The organism is Vibrio sp. M60_M70, assembly GCF_037162085.1.
GTDB classification, from domain to species: Bacteria; Pseudomonadota; Gammaproteobacteria; order Enterobacterales; family Vibrionaceae; genus Vibrio; species Vibrio diabolicus.
Genome location: NZ_JARLUL010000001.1, coordinates 2,397,811 through 2,411,937 on the forward strand (window position 1 = coordinate 2,397,811; position 14,127 = coordinate 2,411,937).

Below are 14,127 nucleotides of genomic sequence, written 5' to 3' on the forward strand. Positions count from 1 at the left end.
CTATACTTTGCCCCGGTGTGGGAAGTTATTGTTTTTAATTCTTCGAAGGCTGCTCTTCATTGCGCTCCAATTGTGGCACATGAAAACAGTCTTTTACCCATCTTCCATTTAGAAGATAGATCATAAACCAAGCTAATAAGGTAATGGTAAGGGCGTTTGCCCAGTTGAATACACCATGTTCCAGATACACATGATACATGGTCTGAGCCAGTTGGATACCGCACAAGATCAAAGTGATCTCTCGACCATAGCGAGTAATTCTGTTTACCCATCCTCTATCGGGGTGACGGAGCCCCATCAACCACATGAGAAGCAGGCTTGGAATGCCCATAGCCAACCCCAAATACAGCGTACTTGAGTCTGGGTAAACAATAGCGAGTAGCTTACTGCCACTATCACGACTTACGCCAGCCATCGCAAATACAACCCATGAACGCACAAGAAACATCCATCCAAACCATAAAATAATCGGCGCTTTTAAAAATCCATGGGCGTCATATTGGTCAAACGAGTAGCGCACAACATCTTCTTCTTAATGTGATAAAACGCCACTTTAACCTATCATTTCAGAGTTGCAAGCCAGCAAAGATGAGAACTAAAGTTCATTTCATCATCTTACACAGGTAAACTAAACAAAGATTTACAATGACGTTGATGAGAAACATGAAAAAAAGAACTCCAGCTACCCCAGCGCCTTCTCAAGAAACTCAAGCCGAAGCGATGAGAATTGCCAAATCCACGCAGAAACCGGGGCAAACCAAAGAGCAAACCAAGCTTATCGCTCAAGGTATCGAAAAAGGCATCGCTCAATATAAGAAGCAGCAGAAAGAGCGCAATCGTCAAGCCGATAAAGCAAAGAAAAAACAGCAACGTGAAAAGCAACGTCAGCATGAAGAGACTATCGAACAAGACAACATCACCGACGATGCGCCAAACCATGCATCAAGCAAACTGCCTTGGATACTGCTCGCTCTGAGCTGGATTGGCTTTGCTGCTTACATAGTATTGGGGAAATAGCTGATGAGACGCCTGTTACTTGGACTTTTTGTCGTACTTCTCTCTGGTTGCACGATGCCTTCTCACCTTACTCATGCTCAAAGCCAAGATGTTCATATTCGCATTGACGCTCAGTTCAACCCTGATCGATGCGAATACAAAGGCGAAGTCACCGGAAGCGAGGGTCATTGGTATAACTACATTTTTATGACTAATGACGCGATGATGCAAGGTGCGATGAATGATTTAAAAAACAATGCCGCGGCTATCGATGCGGATACCGTTTTTATGGTCTCCCCACAAGATTTTATCACCTCATTTAGCGTACTGGGCTCCGCTTACCGCTGTAATGGGTGACGCCTGAATATGAAAAAAGCCAGCAATTGCTGGCTTATGCACGAAATCCAAGACTGCTAGCGATATCTCTCTCCCGCTCTAGAACCCATTGGCTATCAAAAGGCCCCCAATCTGAAAGTTGATAATAGCCGTCATTATGACGTCGGCCATCTTGAACGAATATGAGTTCAATGCCGATCCCAGGTAACGCCTTGAGTACATCTTGAATTGTACGACGAGGCCACCCCGTTTTTTCGATCAACTTTGGCACATTCGGCCTTTCTAGGTTTTCCACCAACAAGGCCAAATATAGCCGCCTTGCAAAAACAGGACTCAATTCCATTGACACCTCCTAAAATTGTGCTGATTCATTATTTCGTTTTTGCTCAGCGAGATGTTGCGTTTGATCAATAACTCGACTTTTCCATTTGATTTAGACGATTTTTTATTCGATTTATAGTGCATTCATCGTAAATAAGTTACGTAACATCAGTTATCTCAATCTATCTGAAAATATTTTCCACCGCATTTTGTCAGTTTGATTGCTTCTTGATAGGATGCTATAGCAGCCCAAATAACTTAAGTGCGTCTTAACCGCGCCAGTGAAAAATAGAACAAAGAAAAAAGGAAACACTATGTCGATTACCATGTTTGGTATTCCCAACTGCGATACGATCAAAAAAGCCAAAAAATGGTTAGAAGCTGAGGATATTGCTTACGATTTCCATGACTACCGTAAGCAAGGCGTTGATGTAGCTATGGTAAGCGAATTTTGTCGCGCTTTAGGTTGGGAACAGGTGCTCAACAAACGTGGCACGACCTACCGCCAACTGACACAAGAACAGAAAGACACGCTTAACGAAGAAAACGCGATCGCTCTTTTGGTAGAAAATCCGGCGATGATCAAGCGCCCAATTTTAAAAGTGAATGATCAACTTCATATCGGTTTTAAAGCTGATCAATACGCTACCATTTTCAACTCTTAAATAAAGGAATACTCAAGGATGACAGACAGTCCAGTATTGGCACTTGCTAAAGATCTGATCAGTAGACAATCAGTAACGCCGGAAGACGCAGGTTGTCAGGATTTGATGATCGAGCGCTTAAAAGCACTCGGGTTTGAAATTGAAGTAATGGTGTTTGAAGACACCACGAACTTCTGGGCTCGCCGTGGTTCAGAAGCGCCACTATTTGCGTTCGCTGGCCACACCGATGTGGTACCTGCTGGCAAACTGGAGCACTGGGATACACATCCGTTTGAACCAACTATTATTGATGGTTACCTACACGGTCGCGGTGCAGCGGACATGAAAGGGTCGCTAGCTGCTATGGTCGTTGCTGTCGAACGCTTCATTGCAGAAAACCCAGACCACAAAGGCTCAATCGGCTTTCTAATTACGTCGGATGAAGAAGGACCATTTATCAATGGTACCGTTCGTGTTGTAGAAACGTTGATGGCACGTGGCGAGAATATCGACATGTGTATCGTCGGTGAACCATCCAGCACCGAAGTGGTTGGCGATGTGGTGAAAAATGGACGTCGCGGTTCTATCACGGGCGATTTAACAGTAAAAGGAACACAAGGCCACGTGGCCTATCCTCACCTAGCCAATAACCCAGTGCACGAGTCTCTACTCGCGATTCATGAACTCGCAACAACCGAGTGGGACAAAGGGAATGATTATTTCCCACCAACCAGCTTCCAGATCCCGAACGTATCGGCTGGCACTGGTGCGTCTAACGTCATTCCTGGCGAGTTCCATGTTCAGTTCAACCTACGTTTTAGTACTGAGCTTAACAATGACGCAATTGTTCAGCGTGTTACCGAAACATTGGACAAGCATGAGCTGGACTACGATCTAAAATGGACATTCAACGGCGACCCATTCCTGACCGATACAGGCGCGCTGCTAGATGCGGTTGTTGCTGCTGTTGCCGACGTGAATGATACGAAGCCAGCCCTACTTACAACTGGCGGTACGTCTGATGGTCGCTTTATCGCTCGAATGGGTGGTCAAGTCGTAGAGTTAGGCCCTGTTAATGCTACGATTCATAAAGTGAACGAATGCGTGAAAGTGGACGATCTAGAAAAGTTGACTGACATGTACGAGAACACGTTGAAACACCTGTTAGCGAAGTAATCAGCGAGAGCACCATGACACCAGAGCAACTCACCGGCACCACAGATTCTCATCTGGAATCCACTTTAGTGGGTCAAAAAGCGTTTCTACTCCACCCTGAAGTGGCTGACGATCTGCTAAAGATGATTGAAGCGGCAACAGAAGCAGGTTTTAAAATGGAAATCGCCAGTGGTTTTCGTGACTTCAACCGCCAAAAAGCGATCTGGAACGGGAAGTTTTCTGGTGAGTTGCCAATTCTCGACGTCAACTCCCGCCCTTTCAACAAAGCAGAGTTAAATGACGAAGAGAAGTTGATGGCCATTTTGCGCTGGTCGGCACTGCCTGGAGGAAGTCGTCATCATTGGGGTTGTGATTTTGATGTCTATGCGCGCAATTTATTGCCTACTGACACCAAACTCAAGCTGGAACCTTGGGAGTACCTTGATGGCCACCAGCAAGCATTCTACCAATGGTTAAAAGCCAACCTTGGTCGATTCGGCTTCTTCTTCCCTTATCAGCAAGATTTAGGTGGCGTTTCGATTGAGCCTTGGCACATTAGCCACCGCACTGTCGGGCAACAGTGCCTCGCGCAATTGACGCCTGATGTGCTCAGAAACCAGCTGATTCAGCAAAATCAGACCGACAACATTGCAGGGATTGACGTCATACTGAATAATTTGGATAACGTCGTTGCCAAATTTATTCACAATATCACGCCGCCGGAGGCTCTATGATAGAAATACTCACCAATCCTTGGGTCATTATCATTGTAGTGTTGAGCGTGGTCATTGGTAACATTGCCGCACTCAAATACACCGCAAAAATGAAGTTTGGTCAGATGGATAAAAGCCGTAAGAACGATTTAGATAAGCTGAACACGTTGGATAAACAGCGCTCCGCTGACGAGGAGAGCAACAAAGACGAGCCTCGTTAGTTAAACACCTACTTTATCCCGACACGCCGAATATAAGCATCAAAAAAGGGACCACTGGGTCCCTTTTCAATTATTGTGTAAACGTATCGCGTTAAGTTCGCTTTGGTTACTGCTTCACCGTCGCAGCCAATACAGGCGCTAGTGATTTCAAAAACTCTTCTTCTACTGGCTTACCAGAGGAATCCGTAATATTGATAGACGTACGGTTGCCTAAATCGCCAAGTAAGAATGTGTACTTACCAGCGTCTAACTCCACTGGTTTAACGCCGATATCGTTCCAGAATTCATCATCCGGAGACGCATATTTCGCAGTGATTGTGCCCTGAGACTGGCTACGCTCTTCAATCTTAAAGCCCATCTTAGGTAGAATATTAGGCAGACGTTGCCAAAGCATGTTGTATTGCGCGCGCGCGACAATCACAGGAAGCCCACTACGGTCTTTACCCATTGTAATTGGGATCTGTTTAACCAACTCTTGCGCTTTACGTTGTGCTTCTTCACGTACTTCTTGATCGTAGCGAGCGGTTACCAAGTTCGTCATGAACACATTGTAGCGCTCACGGTTGGTCGCCGTTACTTCTTTCACTTGATTGCCTTCACGCCAGTCAATAAGACTAACTTTAAAGCCGTGTCGACCATTTGCTTCAGCACGTACGATCTCATATCGGCTACCAATTTCCAGCTCTTCGTCTGGCGAATCCCACGTCACCCAACCCGTCTCGATGCGAGAATCTGTTTGGCTTTCAACTGGAATCTCGTTGGCCGCGACCATGTTTTGTACCGTTTGCCAAACTTTATCTAGTTCATCTTTACGAAGTAGCCAAAGTGTCACTTCACCATCACTACTGCGGTCCAGACGTGCACCAGGAATAAGCTCTAGGACTTGTTGAGGTGGACGAATGTCGACATCTTTACCTACACCACCAGCATAGTTACCCTGAGGGATCTCATAGTTCGGATAAAACTGTGGCTGTGCGCCTTGTGGGACATTCCACTCACCCAAATTGGGGGAGTTCAAATACTCGAAGTCATCTTTTGCTTGACGACGTTGATTGGCACCACCTGAACAGGCAGTCAATACGAATACAGCTAATGAACTTAACACTAACTGGCTTGAAAGCTTCATCTATACTCCTAAAACACCGAGGGCGCTTTGGCCCCCAGTATGAACTTCAATCCTAGTAACTCAATCTTAATAGCTCAATTTTAATAAATACCGGCGTCGGTTAACGCCTGTTCAACGATCGGCTGCGATTTTTCAGAAAGTGTGGTTAAAGGAAGACGCAAACCACCTTCTTCAATCAAACCAAGCTTTTGCGCTGCCCATTTTACTGGGATAGGGCTTGCTTCAATGAAAAGGTTTTTGTGTAGAGTCATCAAGCGTTGGTTAATCGCTTCTGCTTCTTCATACTTACCTTCACTTGCCAAATGGAACATGTCTGCCATGTCTTTAGCTGCAATATTGTTCGTTACCGAGATAACACCATTGCCACCAAGTTTCACAAAATCGAGACCCGTCGCATCATCGCCACTTAGTAAGATAAAATCTTCGCCACAAAGTTCACGGTGAATTGCAATTCGGTCCAAATCGCCCGTTGCATCTTTTAAAGCCACGATATTATCAAGCTTTGACAAGCGTGCCACTGTTTCTGGCTGCATATCAACAGCAGTACGGCCTGGTACGTTGTATAAAATTAGAGGCACATCACTCGCTTCAGCAATTGCCTTGTAGTGCAAGAACAAACCTTCTTGAGTTGGTTTGTTGTAATACGGTGTCACACTCAGGAAGCCAGCAATACCAGAATCAGCCAGTAATTTGCTAAATGTTACTGCCTCGTGGGTTGCATTTGCACCCGTGCCAGCAATCACAGGGATGCGACCGTCGGCAAACTCAACAGTTTTATTAACGACCTTTACATGCTCTTCAATGGTCAGTGTCGCTGACTCACCTGTTGTGCCTACCGCCACAATACCGTCTGTACCCGCTTCAACGTGGTACTCTACTAGCTTTTGCAGACTGTCAAAGTCTACTTCGCCATCTGCTTTGAATGGCGTAATCAGCGCTACGATACTTCCTGAAAACATGTTTATCTCCCTCATTTAACTCTTTCTGCATGGTACTGTAATGCGATTGAAAAACACAAGAGCGTAAACTCGCTTACAAAGTACAAATGAATGAATAATTATCAGTTGTTAGAGGTCTAGCAACTTAATTGCTCTATTTGGTTTGATTAGCGGCAATATTGATAATCGTGTTGGGCTTTCGAGTGACTTTAGAATCTATCAGTGATTTGGAAAATACTGAAGTGCACAAGCCAGGAAAATATACTCTTTGGTCGTGCTCACCAAGTCAGACCTGAGTGAATAAAAAGACCAAACAACACGCAAGCACATCATGCAAACGTTTATTCCCTCAACTCCCTCGTTTACTGCTTGCCTCCAATCGTTCACCTCAAGAGCCAACCTGCTTTTTTGTAAACTAAAAAAAGAACTGACTCGATATTTCTCCGCAATATCTGTGCTAACATCTCTCTATTGAAGAAAGGACAAGAAGCTCATTTATGAAGCAACATCTGGTACTTACAGCAGTTGGAACGGACCGTCCAGGCATTTGTAACCAAGTCGTACACCTCGTTACTCAAGCCGGTTGTAACATAGTCGATAGCCGTATCGCTATCTTTGGAAGTGAATTTACGCTGATCATGCTCCTAACTGGGAACGCCAGCAGTGTGACTCGAGTAGAAACGCAATTGCCCCTACTTGGCCAAGAGCATGACCTGATTACGATTATGAAGCGTACGTCGGCGCACGAATTGCTCGACAACAGCTACACAATGGAAGTGTTTATTGAGTCTGAAGACCGCCCAGGTCTGACTGAAAAGTTTACTAAGTTCTTCGCGGATCAACAGATTGGTTTGGACTCTCTTAGCGCCCAAACTATCAGTAAGTCGAAAATTCAACTTGATGCCGACCAATTCCACATTGCGATTACCGCATCAGTAAGTGCGGATTGTAACTTAATGCAATTACAAGAAGATTTCGATGAACTTTGTCAGTCGCTCAACGTACAAGGTTCTCTGAATTTCATTAAAAACACACTATAAAGTAAAGGAAATCACCATGAATACGCTGACAGCAGGCTCGCCAGCGCCAGCCTTCTCTTTGCTCGACCAAGACGGAAATACCGTTTCTCTTGAAGACTTTAAAGGCAAGAAAGTACTTTTCTACTTTTACCCTAAGGCGATGACGCCGGGTTGTACTACACAAGCAAAAGGTCTACGTGACATCAAAGCTGAATTAGATGCGCACAACGTGGTTGTACTTGGCGTAAGCATCGACCCTGTAAAACGCCTAGGCAAATTCATCGAGCGTGATGATTTAAACTTCACCCTGCTTTCTGACGAAGATCATGCCGTTGCAGACCAATTTGGCGTTTGGGGCGAAAAGAAATTCATGGGTAAAGTATACGATGGTCTTCACCGCATTAGCTTCCTGATCAATGAAGAAGGCGTGATTGAACACGTGTTCAACAAGTTCAAAACCAAAGATCACCACGAAGTCGTATTAAATTACCTGAACGAAAACGCATAAGCGCGATCCGTTCTCAAATAACAAAAAAGCCCAGCAAACTGCTGGGCTTTCTTTTGAGCATTGTACTTTGGTAACGCCTACTCTTGTTCGACTGGTTCGTTTTCTTCCGTACTTGGTAAGGCATGCCATACGGCTTTAACTAGTGTCGCCAACGGAATGGCGAAGAATACGCCCCAAAAACCCCACAAGCCACCGAAGACTAACACTGCCACAATGATGGCAACTGGGTGTAGATTTACCGCCTCAGAAAACAGAACAGGAACCAACACATTACCATCCAGCGCTTGGATAATACCGTAAGCAAGCAGCAACCAATAAAATGGAGGCGCAAGACCCCATTGGAACAGACCAACGATGGCGACAGGCACGGTTACAGCTGCCGCACCGATATAAGGAATTAACACCGATAGACCGACAGCTACGGCAAGCAGCGCCGAATAGCGAAGATCTAAAATGGCAAAAGTCACGTAGCTCACGCCACCCACGATTAAAATCTCGAGCACTTTACCGCGAATGTAATTGGAGATCTGCTCGTTCATTTCATGCCAAACTTTATTCGCGAGTTTACGGTTTTTCGGCAAAACACCACTCGCGATTCTTAGCATCTCTTCTTTGTCTTTCAGTAAGAAGAAGATAAGTAGTGGCACTAAAATCAGGTATACCGCTAGCGTCGCAATACTGACTAATGACGCAAGTGAGCCTTTTACTACACTCTCACCAAGTCCCAACGCTTGGTTTTTGGCATTTGTCACCACGGTTTCTACAATTTCTAAGTTTGCTAACTCAGGATGACGTTCTGGTAACGTGACAATAAACTTTTGTAACCCGTTGTACATGTTTGGAATATCGTTAATTAGATTACCGACCTGAGTCCAAATCGTCGGAACCAAACCAAACAAAGCGATCAACATCAATCCGACGAACATTAAGATCACGATGATGACTGACAAAGTGCGCGGCACGCCCATGCGACACATTTTTACGACTGGCCATTCAAGTAAATAAGCCAAAACGATCGCGACAAGCAATGGCGCAATCAAATGCCCAAAGAAGTAAATGGTGATAAAACCAAACAGCAAGATCGCGACGAGACTTACTGCATGAGGGTCTGAGAAACGTCGTTTATACCAACGACTAACCATTTCAAACATCTTATGCGGATTCCTTATTGAATACAGTCAATGTGTAGTGCTCTGATGTAGATTGGCAATCAACTGAGTACCCTTGGGCACTGAGATAGTTCACAATGTCTCGTTTAGAGCTGTTATCCACCACTTGAATAACAAGTTGATGATACTGCTGCGTTTCTCCTTGAAAGACTTCAGCAGCGTGACGCTTTGCAAGTAACAGTGCCATAGGGCAACGTTGTTCACGCAAATCAAGTAACATGGATTCCATTGTATTGCTCTGCACTTATGATAGGGTTGTATTGTAACGGCTTTTTGAGCTGGTGCTAGCACTTCTGACATGATTTAACCACATGCTGAAATGACTCGGATATAAAATAATTTACGAAACCAATTCATTTATTTCCGGTCTTATTGCTAGCTTATATCCTCGCGGATAACCAAAACGCATGTGGCGCTGTTGAGAGGTTCTCAGCCTCTAACCACATGCTTATGTATTTTGGAGAACCTTTTAAACGTATGTTAAAACGCACTCGCTCGCTAGTTTGCTTATGTCTTGCAGCTGCAATCAGTTCGCCGACAACCTATGCCAATAGCATTGACTTGCCAGACATTGGTACGGCTGCTGGTGGCACGCTCTCAATAGACCAAGAGTTGATTTACGGCGACGCCTATATGCGTATGCTCAGAGCCAGTAAACCTATCGTTAATGATCCTGTTATCAATGAATATATTGACGCTCTCGGGCACAGACTAGTAGCCAATGCGAACGATGTAAAAACGCCGTTTCACTTCTTTATGATTCGCGACCGCAATATTAACGCGTTCGCGTTTTTTGGTGGTTACGTAGCGTTGCACTCTGGGTTGTTTCTTCATGCGCGTTCAGAAAGTGAGTTGGCCTCTGTTGTTGCTCACGAGATTGCGCACGTCACACAACGCCACCTTGCGCGCAGCATGGAAGAGCAAGCACGTCGCTCTCCGGCCACATTAGCTGCACTCGCTGGCGCATTACTGCTTTCGATTGCCTCACCAGAAGCGGGGATGGCTGCAATTACGGCGGCAACCGCAGGTAACATGCAAAGCCAAATCAACTACACTCGCGCGAATGAAAAAGAAGCGGATCGCTTTGGTATTTCAACACTGGCAAAAGCTGGTTTTGATGTTCAAGCAATGCCACGTTTTTTTGGCCGTCTTGCAGATGAATATCGTTATGCGAGTAAACCGCCGCCAATGCTACTGACTCACCCACTACCTGAAGATCGAATTACCGATAGCCGTGCGCGAGCAAGGACCTATCCACCAATGCGAGTTGTGCCTTCAATAGACTATCACCTAGCGCGTGCGCGCATTGCAGCGCGGTACGCCGGCATTGACGGACAAGCTGCTTTAGGCTGGTTTGAGCGAACTCAAAAGAAAGCCTCTGCGGACATTACACCTGCTTTTGACTATGGGCGAGCACTCGTACATTTAGACAGCAAACGCTTGTCTCAAGCGGAACCTATTTTGAAAAAGTTGCTGGAGCAGGACCCAAGTAACCCGTTCTACCTGGATGCTATGACGGATTTATATATCGAGAAGAAGCAGCCAGAAAAAGCAACCGAGATGCTCCGTAAAGCGTTATCTCGGAACCCTCAAAATAAAGTATTGACCATTAACTATGCCAATGCGCTACTTGAGGACAATAAAAACGATCAAGCCACGCGAGTTCTTCAAAGATACACTCATGATTATCCTGAAGATACAAATGGCTGGCACCTAATATCGAAGAGCTACCACGCGCTAGGACGTAGTGATGAAGAGTTGGCTGCGCGAGCGGAAATTTTGGCGTTGCGAGCAAACTGGAATAAAGCGATTCAATATTATAGTGAAGCAAGTAAAATGGCCAAGTTGGGCAGCTTAGAGCAAGCTCGATACGATGCCCGTATTGACCAACTCATGATCCAAAGAGATCGATTCATGGCATTACAATAACGAAATGGAGAAAACCATGTCAGTCGTGATTTATCACAACCCTCGTTGCTCAAAGAGTCGTCAAACACTTGAACTGCTTGAGCAAAATGGTGTTACACCGGAAGTCGTCAAATACCTAGACACACCACTTAACGTAGATGAGCTAAAAGCGCTGTACGCACAGCTTGGCTTTTCATCTGTACGTGAAATGATGCGCACCAAAGAAAGCGAATACAAAGAACTTGGCCTAGGCGAAGACTCTGTTAGCGATGAGCAATTGTTCGAAGCAATGGCGAAAAATCCAAAATTATTTGAGCGTCCGGTGGTAGTTGCCAACGGCAAAGCGAAAATTGGTCGACCACCAGAGCAAGTGTTGGATATTCTATAAATGGATTGCCAGATCCTTATTTTGTATTTCAGCCGTCACGGCTCGACAAAACAACTGGCAAGACAGATAGCAAGAGGAGTCGAATCGACTCCTCAATGCCAAGCAATTTTGCGTACAGTTGAAGAATTGTCACATCACTCACACTCCCCTTCTGATCCAATTGTTACTCTAGAGGAACTGAAAACGTGCGACGGTCTAGCGTTTGGCAGTCCCGTCTGGTTTGGCAACATGGCTGCGCCTTTAAAGCACTTCTGGGATCAGACTACATCTTTATGGGTCAGTGGTGACTTAATCGATAAGCCAGCTTGTGTCTTTACCTCTTCCTCTTCGATGCATGGTGGTCAAGAAACAACGTTACAAAGCATGATGACCCCTTTGTTGCATCACGGGATGATGGTTTTGGGCATTCCTTATGCCGAACCAGAGTTACACACTACGCAGTCCGGAGGCACTCCGTATGGCGCCAGCAGTGTAGGCCATGAGGCAACCCTCAGCAGTGAAGAGATTCGTCTGGCACAACAACTAGGCAAAAGGCTGGCAACTGCAGCGTTAAAACTAAAAGTCTGTTAGTAAAATCAAGGATAGTTAATCGATGTCTGACTCTTTAGACCAAACACCACTCGGTACACAGGCTAAAACCTATCGTTACCTAGCTTTATTTGGCAACTTAGCCTTATTAGCCTGGGTCGCAATTTGGCAGCTTGCGTTGTCCCCTCACCCTCACCTTAGCAGCACAACACTTGCTATTGCTTGGTGTATTCCGCTATTACTTCCGTTGCCTGGTATTTTGGCTGGTAAGCCTTACACTCATGCTTGGGCTAACTTTGTTCTTATGCTGTATTTCTTGCATGCGCTGACCATCCTTTATGTGGATGGTGGAGAACGTTGGCTTGCGGCAGTAGAGTTGCTCCTGACTTCACTCGGTTTCGCTGGCAATATTTTGTTTGCTAGAGCGAGAGGCAAAGAGCTAGGTCTTAAGTTGAAGCGCCTCTCTCAAGTAGAAAAAGAAGAAAAAGCGAAATTCAATAAATAACGCCAATCGCAATCAATCACTGAGCATTGGTTCGAATACGAATTTAGAAAACAAAAAGAGTCGCTATTGCGACTCTTTTTTACGCTTACCACATTGGTGTTTGATCCTTGCGCTTGACGCCTGGAACGCTATCAATGCGATTACGATGCCGAGCGCCACTCGTAGATCAAGTCATACTGTTCTCGGACAGGCTCCACAATCATCGGCTGAGTTGGTTGCGTTTCGTCCTTTGCTTCCGCCGCGATATCCGCAGGCACTTCAGACTGCACTTTTTCTACCATAGCTGTATCTTTAGCTTCATTCATCGGAGCAATTGGCTCTGCTTCTTGAGTTAAAGCTGGGGCATCAACTTCACCTAAAGGATCTTCAAAAACCATTAATTGAGAAATAGAAGAAGCTTCTTTCTCAAAAGCTTGTTGAGATGCCAAAAGATGGATGTTGAGCGTCAGCTCATCACCTTGGACACGCTTAATTTCCGTACCCGCAACCGAATTAAGTTGTTTTAACGCATTCTCTAAACGGAAGAAGTCCGTGGCAGACGTTACATTAAGGACTTTCACCGCCAACGCTTTTGAAGATTTTCCAGATACTACCACTGCGCTCTTACTCGCGTAGTAGTCAGCGATGCCATCAACCATCTCAGCAATGGCATTGGCGCCTGATGCGGAACCGTTACGCGGAGAGCGCTGTGCTTCAACAATTCTCATTGGTGATTGATCGTATAACGTCCAGCGAATTTGTTCACCTTGAGCGCGCACAACTAAAACGGCATCCGCTGGGTAGCGCTGGCTCGCTTGGCCAATTGGCTCAATAAAGCCGCCCCAAAGATCAGAAACATTAACACCAGTTACATCATCAAAATCACCAACCGGGATCGTGATCGGCAAGCCTCTCGATTTCGCAGCACTGCGAAGTGCTACAGCGTTTGAAGAGTCGGAATGCTCCCAAGCAATATTACGATCGTATCCCTGTTCTTCCACCATCCAAACCAAAATATTGGCACGATTTGGCGACCAAGATGGCAATTGAGCTTGTGTTAAAAGCGAGCTGATTTGGTCACTGTTAAACAACATTTTTAAGCTCGCTTTTCCATCAACCTGCCCATAGCTCAGTTGGGAAATGTAACGCGCACTTGAACCAAGTGCCTTTTTAATCACTGGATTGCTTAAAGAGGATTGAGAACCGGTCGCTCGAACAATCACATCCTGCATACCTTGTTGACGAGCCAGAGACTCACCGTCGTTCTGCTCACTGTCGATAACCACTTCGGCACGATAGATATCCACCTGAGTTAATGCATATACTGGTAGGGACAACCAACCTATCAGTAAGAGAGCTAAATAGCGCATAGTTTTTATAATCCTCTGAACAAGAACCCGAATAATAAGCAACTATCAAATCTTGAGCAAGGTAAGTACTGAGTAAATTGTCTGTATTATGACCAGCTTTGTTAACTCGGGTCTCAACGAGCACTCTAGTGTTGTTTTTCATAATAAACTCATTGCTTATCCAGCTATCTCAACAAGTTAGACAGTTCATTTTTCATCGTCACGCAAGACTCGTAAAAGAGGCCAATTTGCAAGCAACTAACTCTCAAAAACGCTATTTATGGGAAAGATTCAATCGAAAGTTTGATCCATGCAACATTGCAA

General features: G+C 45.3%; 19 protein-coding genes. 12 read left to right on the top strand and 7 right to left on the bottom strand.

Going from position 1 to position 14,127, the window contains the following annotated elements:
* Nucleotides 1-34 precede the first annotated feature (34 nt).
* On the bottom strand, nt 35-520 hold the full coding sequence (locus P4S59_RS11110) for a DUF2919 domain-containing protein (protein ID WP_012841521.1): 486 nt from the start codon (nt 518-520) through the stop codon (nt 35-37).
* Nucleotides 521-663: 143 nt separating this feature from the next.
* Between P4S59_RS11110 and P4S59_RS11115 the strand changes: the two genes are divergently transcribed.
* Together P4S59_RS11115 and P4S59_RS11120 are read left to right on the top strand one after the other, a co-directional pair.
* A complete protein-coding gene (locus tag P4S59_RS11115) occupies nt 664-1,017 on the top strand; it encodes a DUF2956 domain-containing protein (protein WP_041853025.1) in 354 nt (117 codons plus the stop codon).
* A 3-nt stretch (nt 1,018-1,020) separates the two neighbouring features.
* On the top strand, nt 1,021-1,353 hold the full coding sequence (locus P4S59_RS11120; protein ID WP_081441201.1) for a DUF4156 domain-containing protein: 333 nt from the start codon (nt 1,021-1,023) through the stop codon (nt 1,351-1,353).
* Between the two features lie 34 nt (nt 1,354-1,387).
* On the opposite strand, the gene P4S59_RS11125 is transcribed toward P4S59_RS11120, so the two are convergent.
* On the bottom strand, nt 1,388-1,675 hold the full coding sequence (locus tag P4S59_RS11125; RefSeq protein ID WP_005380433.1) for a winged helix-turn-helix domain-containing protein: 288 nt from the start codon (nt 1,673-1,675) through the stop codon (nt 1,388-1,390).
* Between the two features lie 292 nt (nt 1,676-1,967).
* On the opposite strand from P4S59_RS11125, the gene P4S59_RS11130 reads away from it, so the two are divergent.
* Genes P4S59_RS11130 through P4S59_RS11145 form a run of 4 tightly spaced genes read left to right on the top strand, consistent with a single transcriptional unit; the run spans nt 1,968 to nt 4,386 of the window.
* A complete protein-coding gene (locus P4S59_RS11130) occupies nt 1,968-2,318 on the top strand; it encodes an ArsC family reductase (RefSeq protein WP_047008853.1) in 351 nt (116 codons plus the stop codon).
* 18 nt (nt 2,319-2,336) lie between these two features.
* Nucleotides 2,337-3,473, top strand: coding sequence for a succinyl-diaminopimelate desuccinylase (gene dapE, locus P4S59_RS11135; protein WP_047008854.1), 1,137 nt, complete (start codon nt 2,337-2,339; stop codon nt 3,471-3,473).
* Nucleotides 3,474-3,487: 14 nt separating this feature from the next.
* Entirely contained in the window at nt 3,488-4,186 is a 699-nt protein-coding gene (locus tag P4S59_RS11140) for a M15 family metallopeptidase (RefSeq protein ID WP_337168408.1), read from the top strand.
* A complete protein-coding gene (locus P4S59_RS11145) occupies nt 4,183-4,386 on the top strand; it encodes a DUF2897 family protein (RefSeq protein ID WP_012841517.1) in 204 nt (67 codons plus the stop codon). The genes P4S59_RS11140 and P4S59_RS11145 overlap by 4 nt, the downstream gene beginning before the upstream one ends.
* A 106-nt stretch (nt 4,387-4,492) precedes the next feature.
* On the opposite strand, the gene bamC is transcribed toward P4S59_RS11145, so the two are convergent.
* The gene (gene bamC / locus P4S59_RS11150) at nt 4,493-5,512 is read right to left on the bottom strand and encodes an outer membrane protein assembly factor BamC (RefSeq protein ID WP_006741687.1); all 1,020 of its coding nucleotides are present in this window, start codon (nt 5,510-5,512) and stop codon (nt 4,493-4,495) included.
* An 80-nt stretch (nt 5,513-5,592) separates the two neighbouring features.
* The gene (gene dapA, locus P4S59_RS11155; RefSeq protein ID WP_012841516.1) at nt 5,593-6,471 is read right to left on the bottom strand and encodes a 4-hydroxy-tetrahydrodipicolinate synthase; all 879 of its coding nucleotides are present in this window, start codon (nt 6,469-6,471) and stop codon (nt 5,593-5,595) included.
* Nucleotides 6,472-6,947: 476 nt separating this feature from the next.
* On the opposite strand from dapA, the gene P4S59_RS11160 reads away from it, so the two are divergent.
* Both P4S59_RS11160 and bcp read left to right on the top strand, forming a co-directional pair.
* Nucleotides 6,948-7,490 carry a glycine cleavage system protein R gene (locus P4S59_RS11160; protein ID WP_012841515.1) on the top strand — a complete coding sequence of 181 codons (543 nt, stop codon included), beginning with the start codon at nt 6,948-6,950 and terminating at the stop codon, nt 7,488-7,490.
* A 16-nt stretch (nt 7,491-7,506) separates the two neighbouring features.
* Entirely contained in the window at nt 7,507-7,977 is a 471-nt protein-coding gene (gene bcp / locus P4S59_RS11165) for a thioredoxin-dependent thiol peroxidase (protein ID WP_005380418.1), read from the top strand.
* 77 nt (nt 7,978-8,054) lie between these two features.
* Here bcp and P4S59_RS11170 read toward each other — a convergent pair whose 3' ends face one another.
* A complete protein-coding gene (locus P4S59_RS11170; protein WP_006741685.1) occupies nt 8,055-9,128 on the bottom strand; it encodes an AI-2E family transporter in 1,074 nt (357 codons plus the stop codon).
* A 1-nt stretch (nt 9,129) separates the two neighbouring features.
* Complete coding sequence (locus P4S59_RS11175) at nt 9,130-9,366, bottom strand: sulfurtransferase TusA family protein (protein WP_046875522.1); 237 nt, start codon at nt 9,364-9,366, stop codon at nt 9,130-9,132.
* Between the two features lie 257 nt (nt 9,367-9,623).
* Here P4S59_RS11175 and P4S59_RS11180 point away from each other — a divergent pair, with 257 nt between their 5' ends.
* Genes P4S59_RS11180 through P4S59_RS11195 form a run of 4 tightly spaced genes read left to right on the top strand, consistent with a single transcriptional unit; the run spans nt 9,624 to nt 12,475 of the window.
* Complete coding sequence (locus P4S59_RS11180; RefSeq protein ID WP_337168409.1) at nt 9,624-11,075, top strand: beta-barrel assembly-enhancing protease; 1,452 nt, start codon at nt 9,624-9,626, stop codon at nt 11,073-11,075.
* 16 nt (nt 11,076-11,091) lie between these two features.
* Nucleotides 11,092-11,442 (top strand): arsenate reductase (glutaredoxin), encoded by a 351-nt coding sequence (gene arsC, locus P4S59_RS11185; RefSeq protein ID WP_005380410.1) that lies wholly within the window; start codon nt 11,092-11,094, stop codon nt 11,440-11,442.
* Nucleotides 11,443-12,012: an NAD(P)H:quinone oxidoreductase gene (gene wrbA / locus P4S59_RS11190; protein ID WP_337168410.1), complete on the top strand. Its 570-nt coding sequence runs from the start codon at nt 11,443-11,445 to the stop codon at nt 12,010-12,012.
* 22 nt (nt 12,013-12,034) lie between these two features.
* Entirely contained in the window at nt 12,035-12,475 is a 441-nt protein-coding gene (locus tag P4S59_RS11195; protein WP_012841511.1) for a DUF2069 domain-containing protein, read from the top strand.
* 140 nt (nt 12,476-12,615) lie between these two features.
* Here P4S59_RS11195 and P4S59_RS11200 read toward each other — a convergent pair whose 3' ends face one another.
* Nucleotides 12,616-13,824, bottom strand: a complete 1,209-nt coding sequence (locus P4S59_RS11200) for a DUF2066 domain-containing protein (protein ID WP_065645522.1) — start codon at nt 13,822-13,824, stop codon at nt 12,616-12,618.
* Nucleotides 13,825-14,127 lie beyond the last annotated feature (303 nt).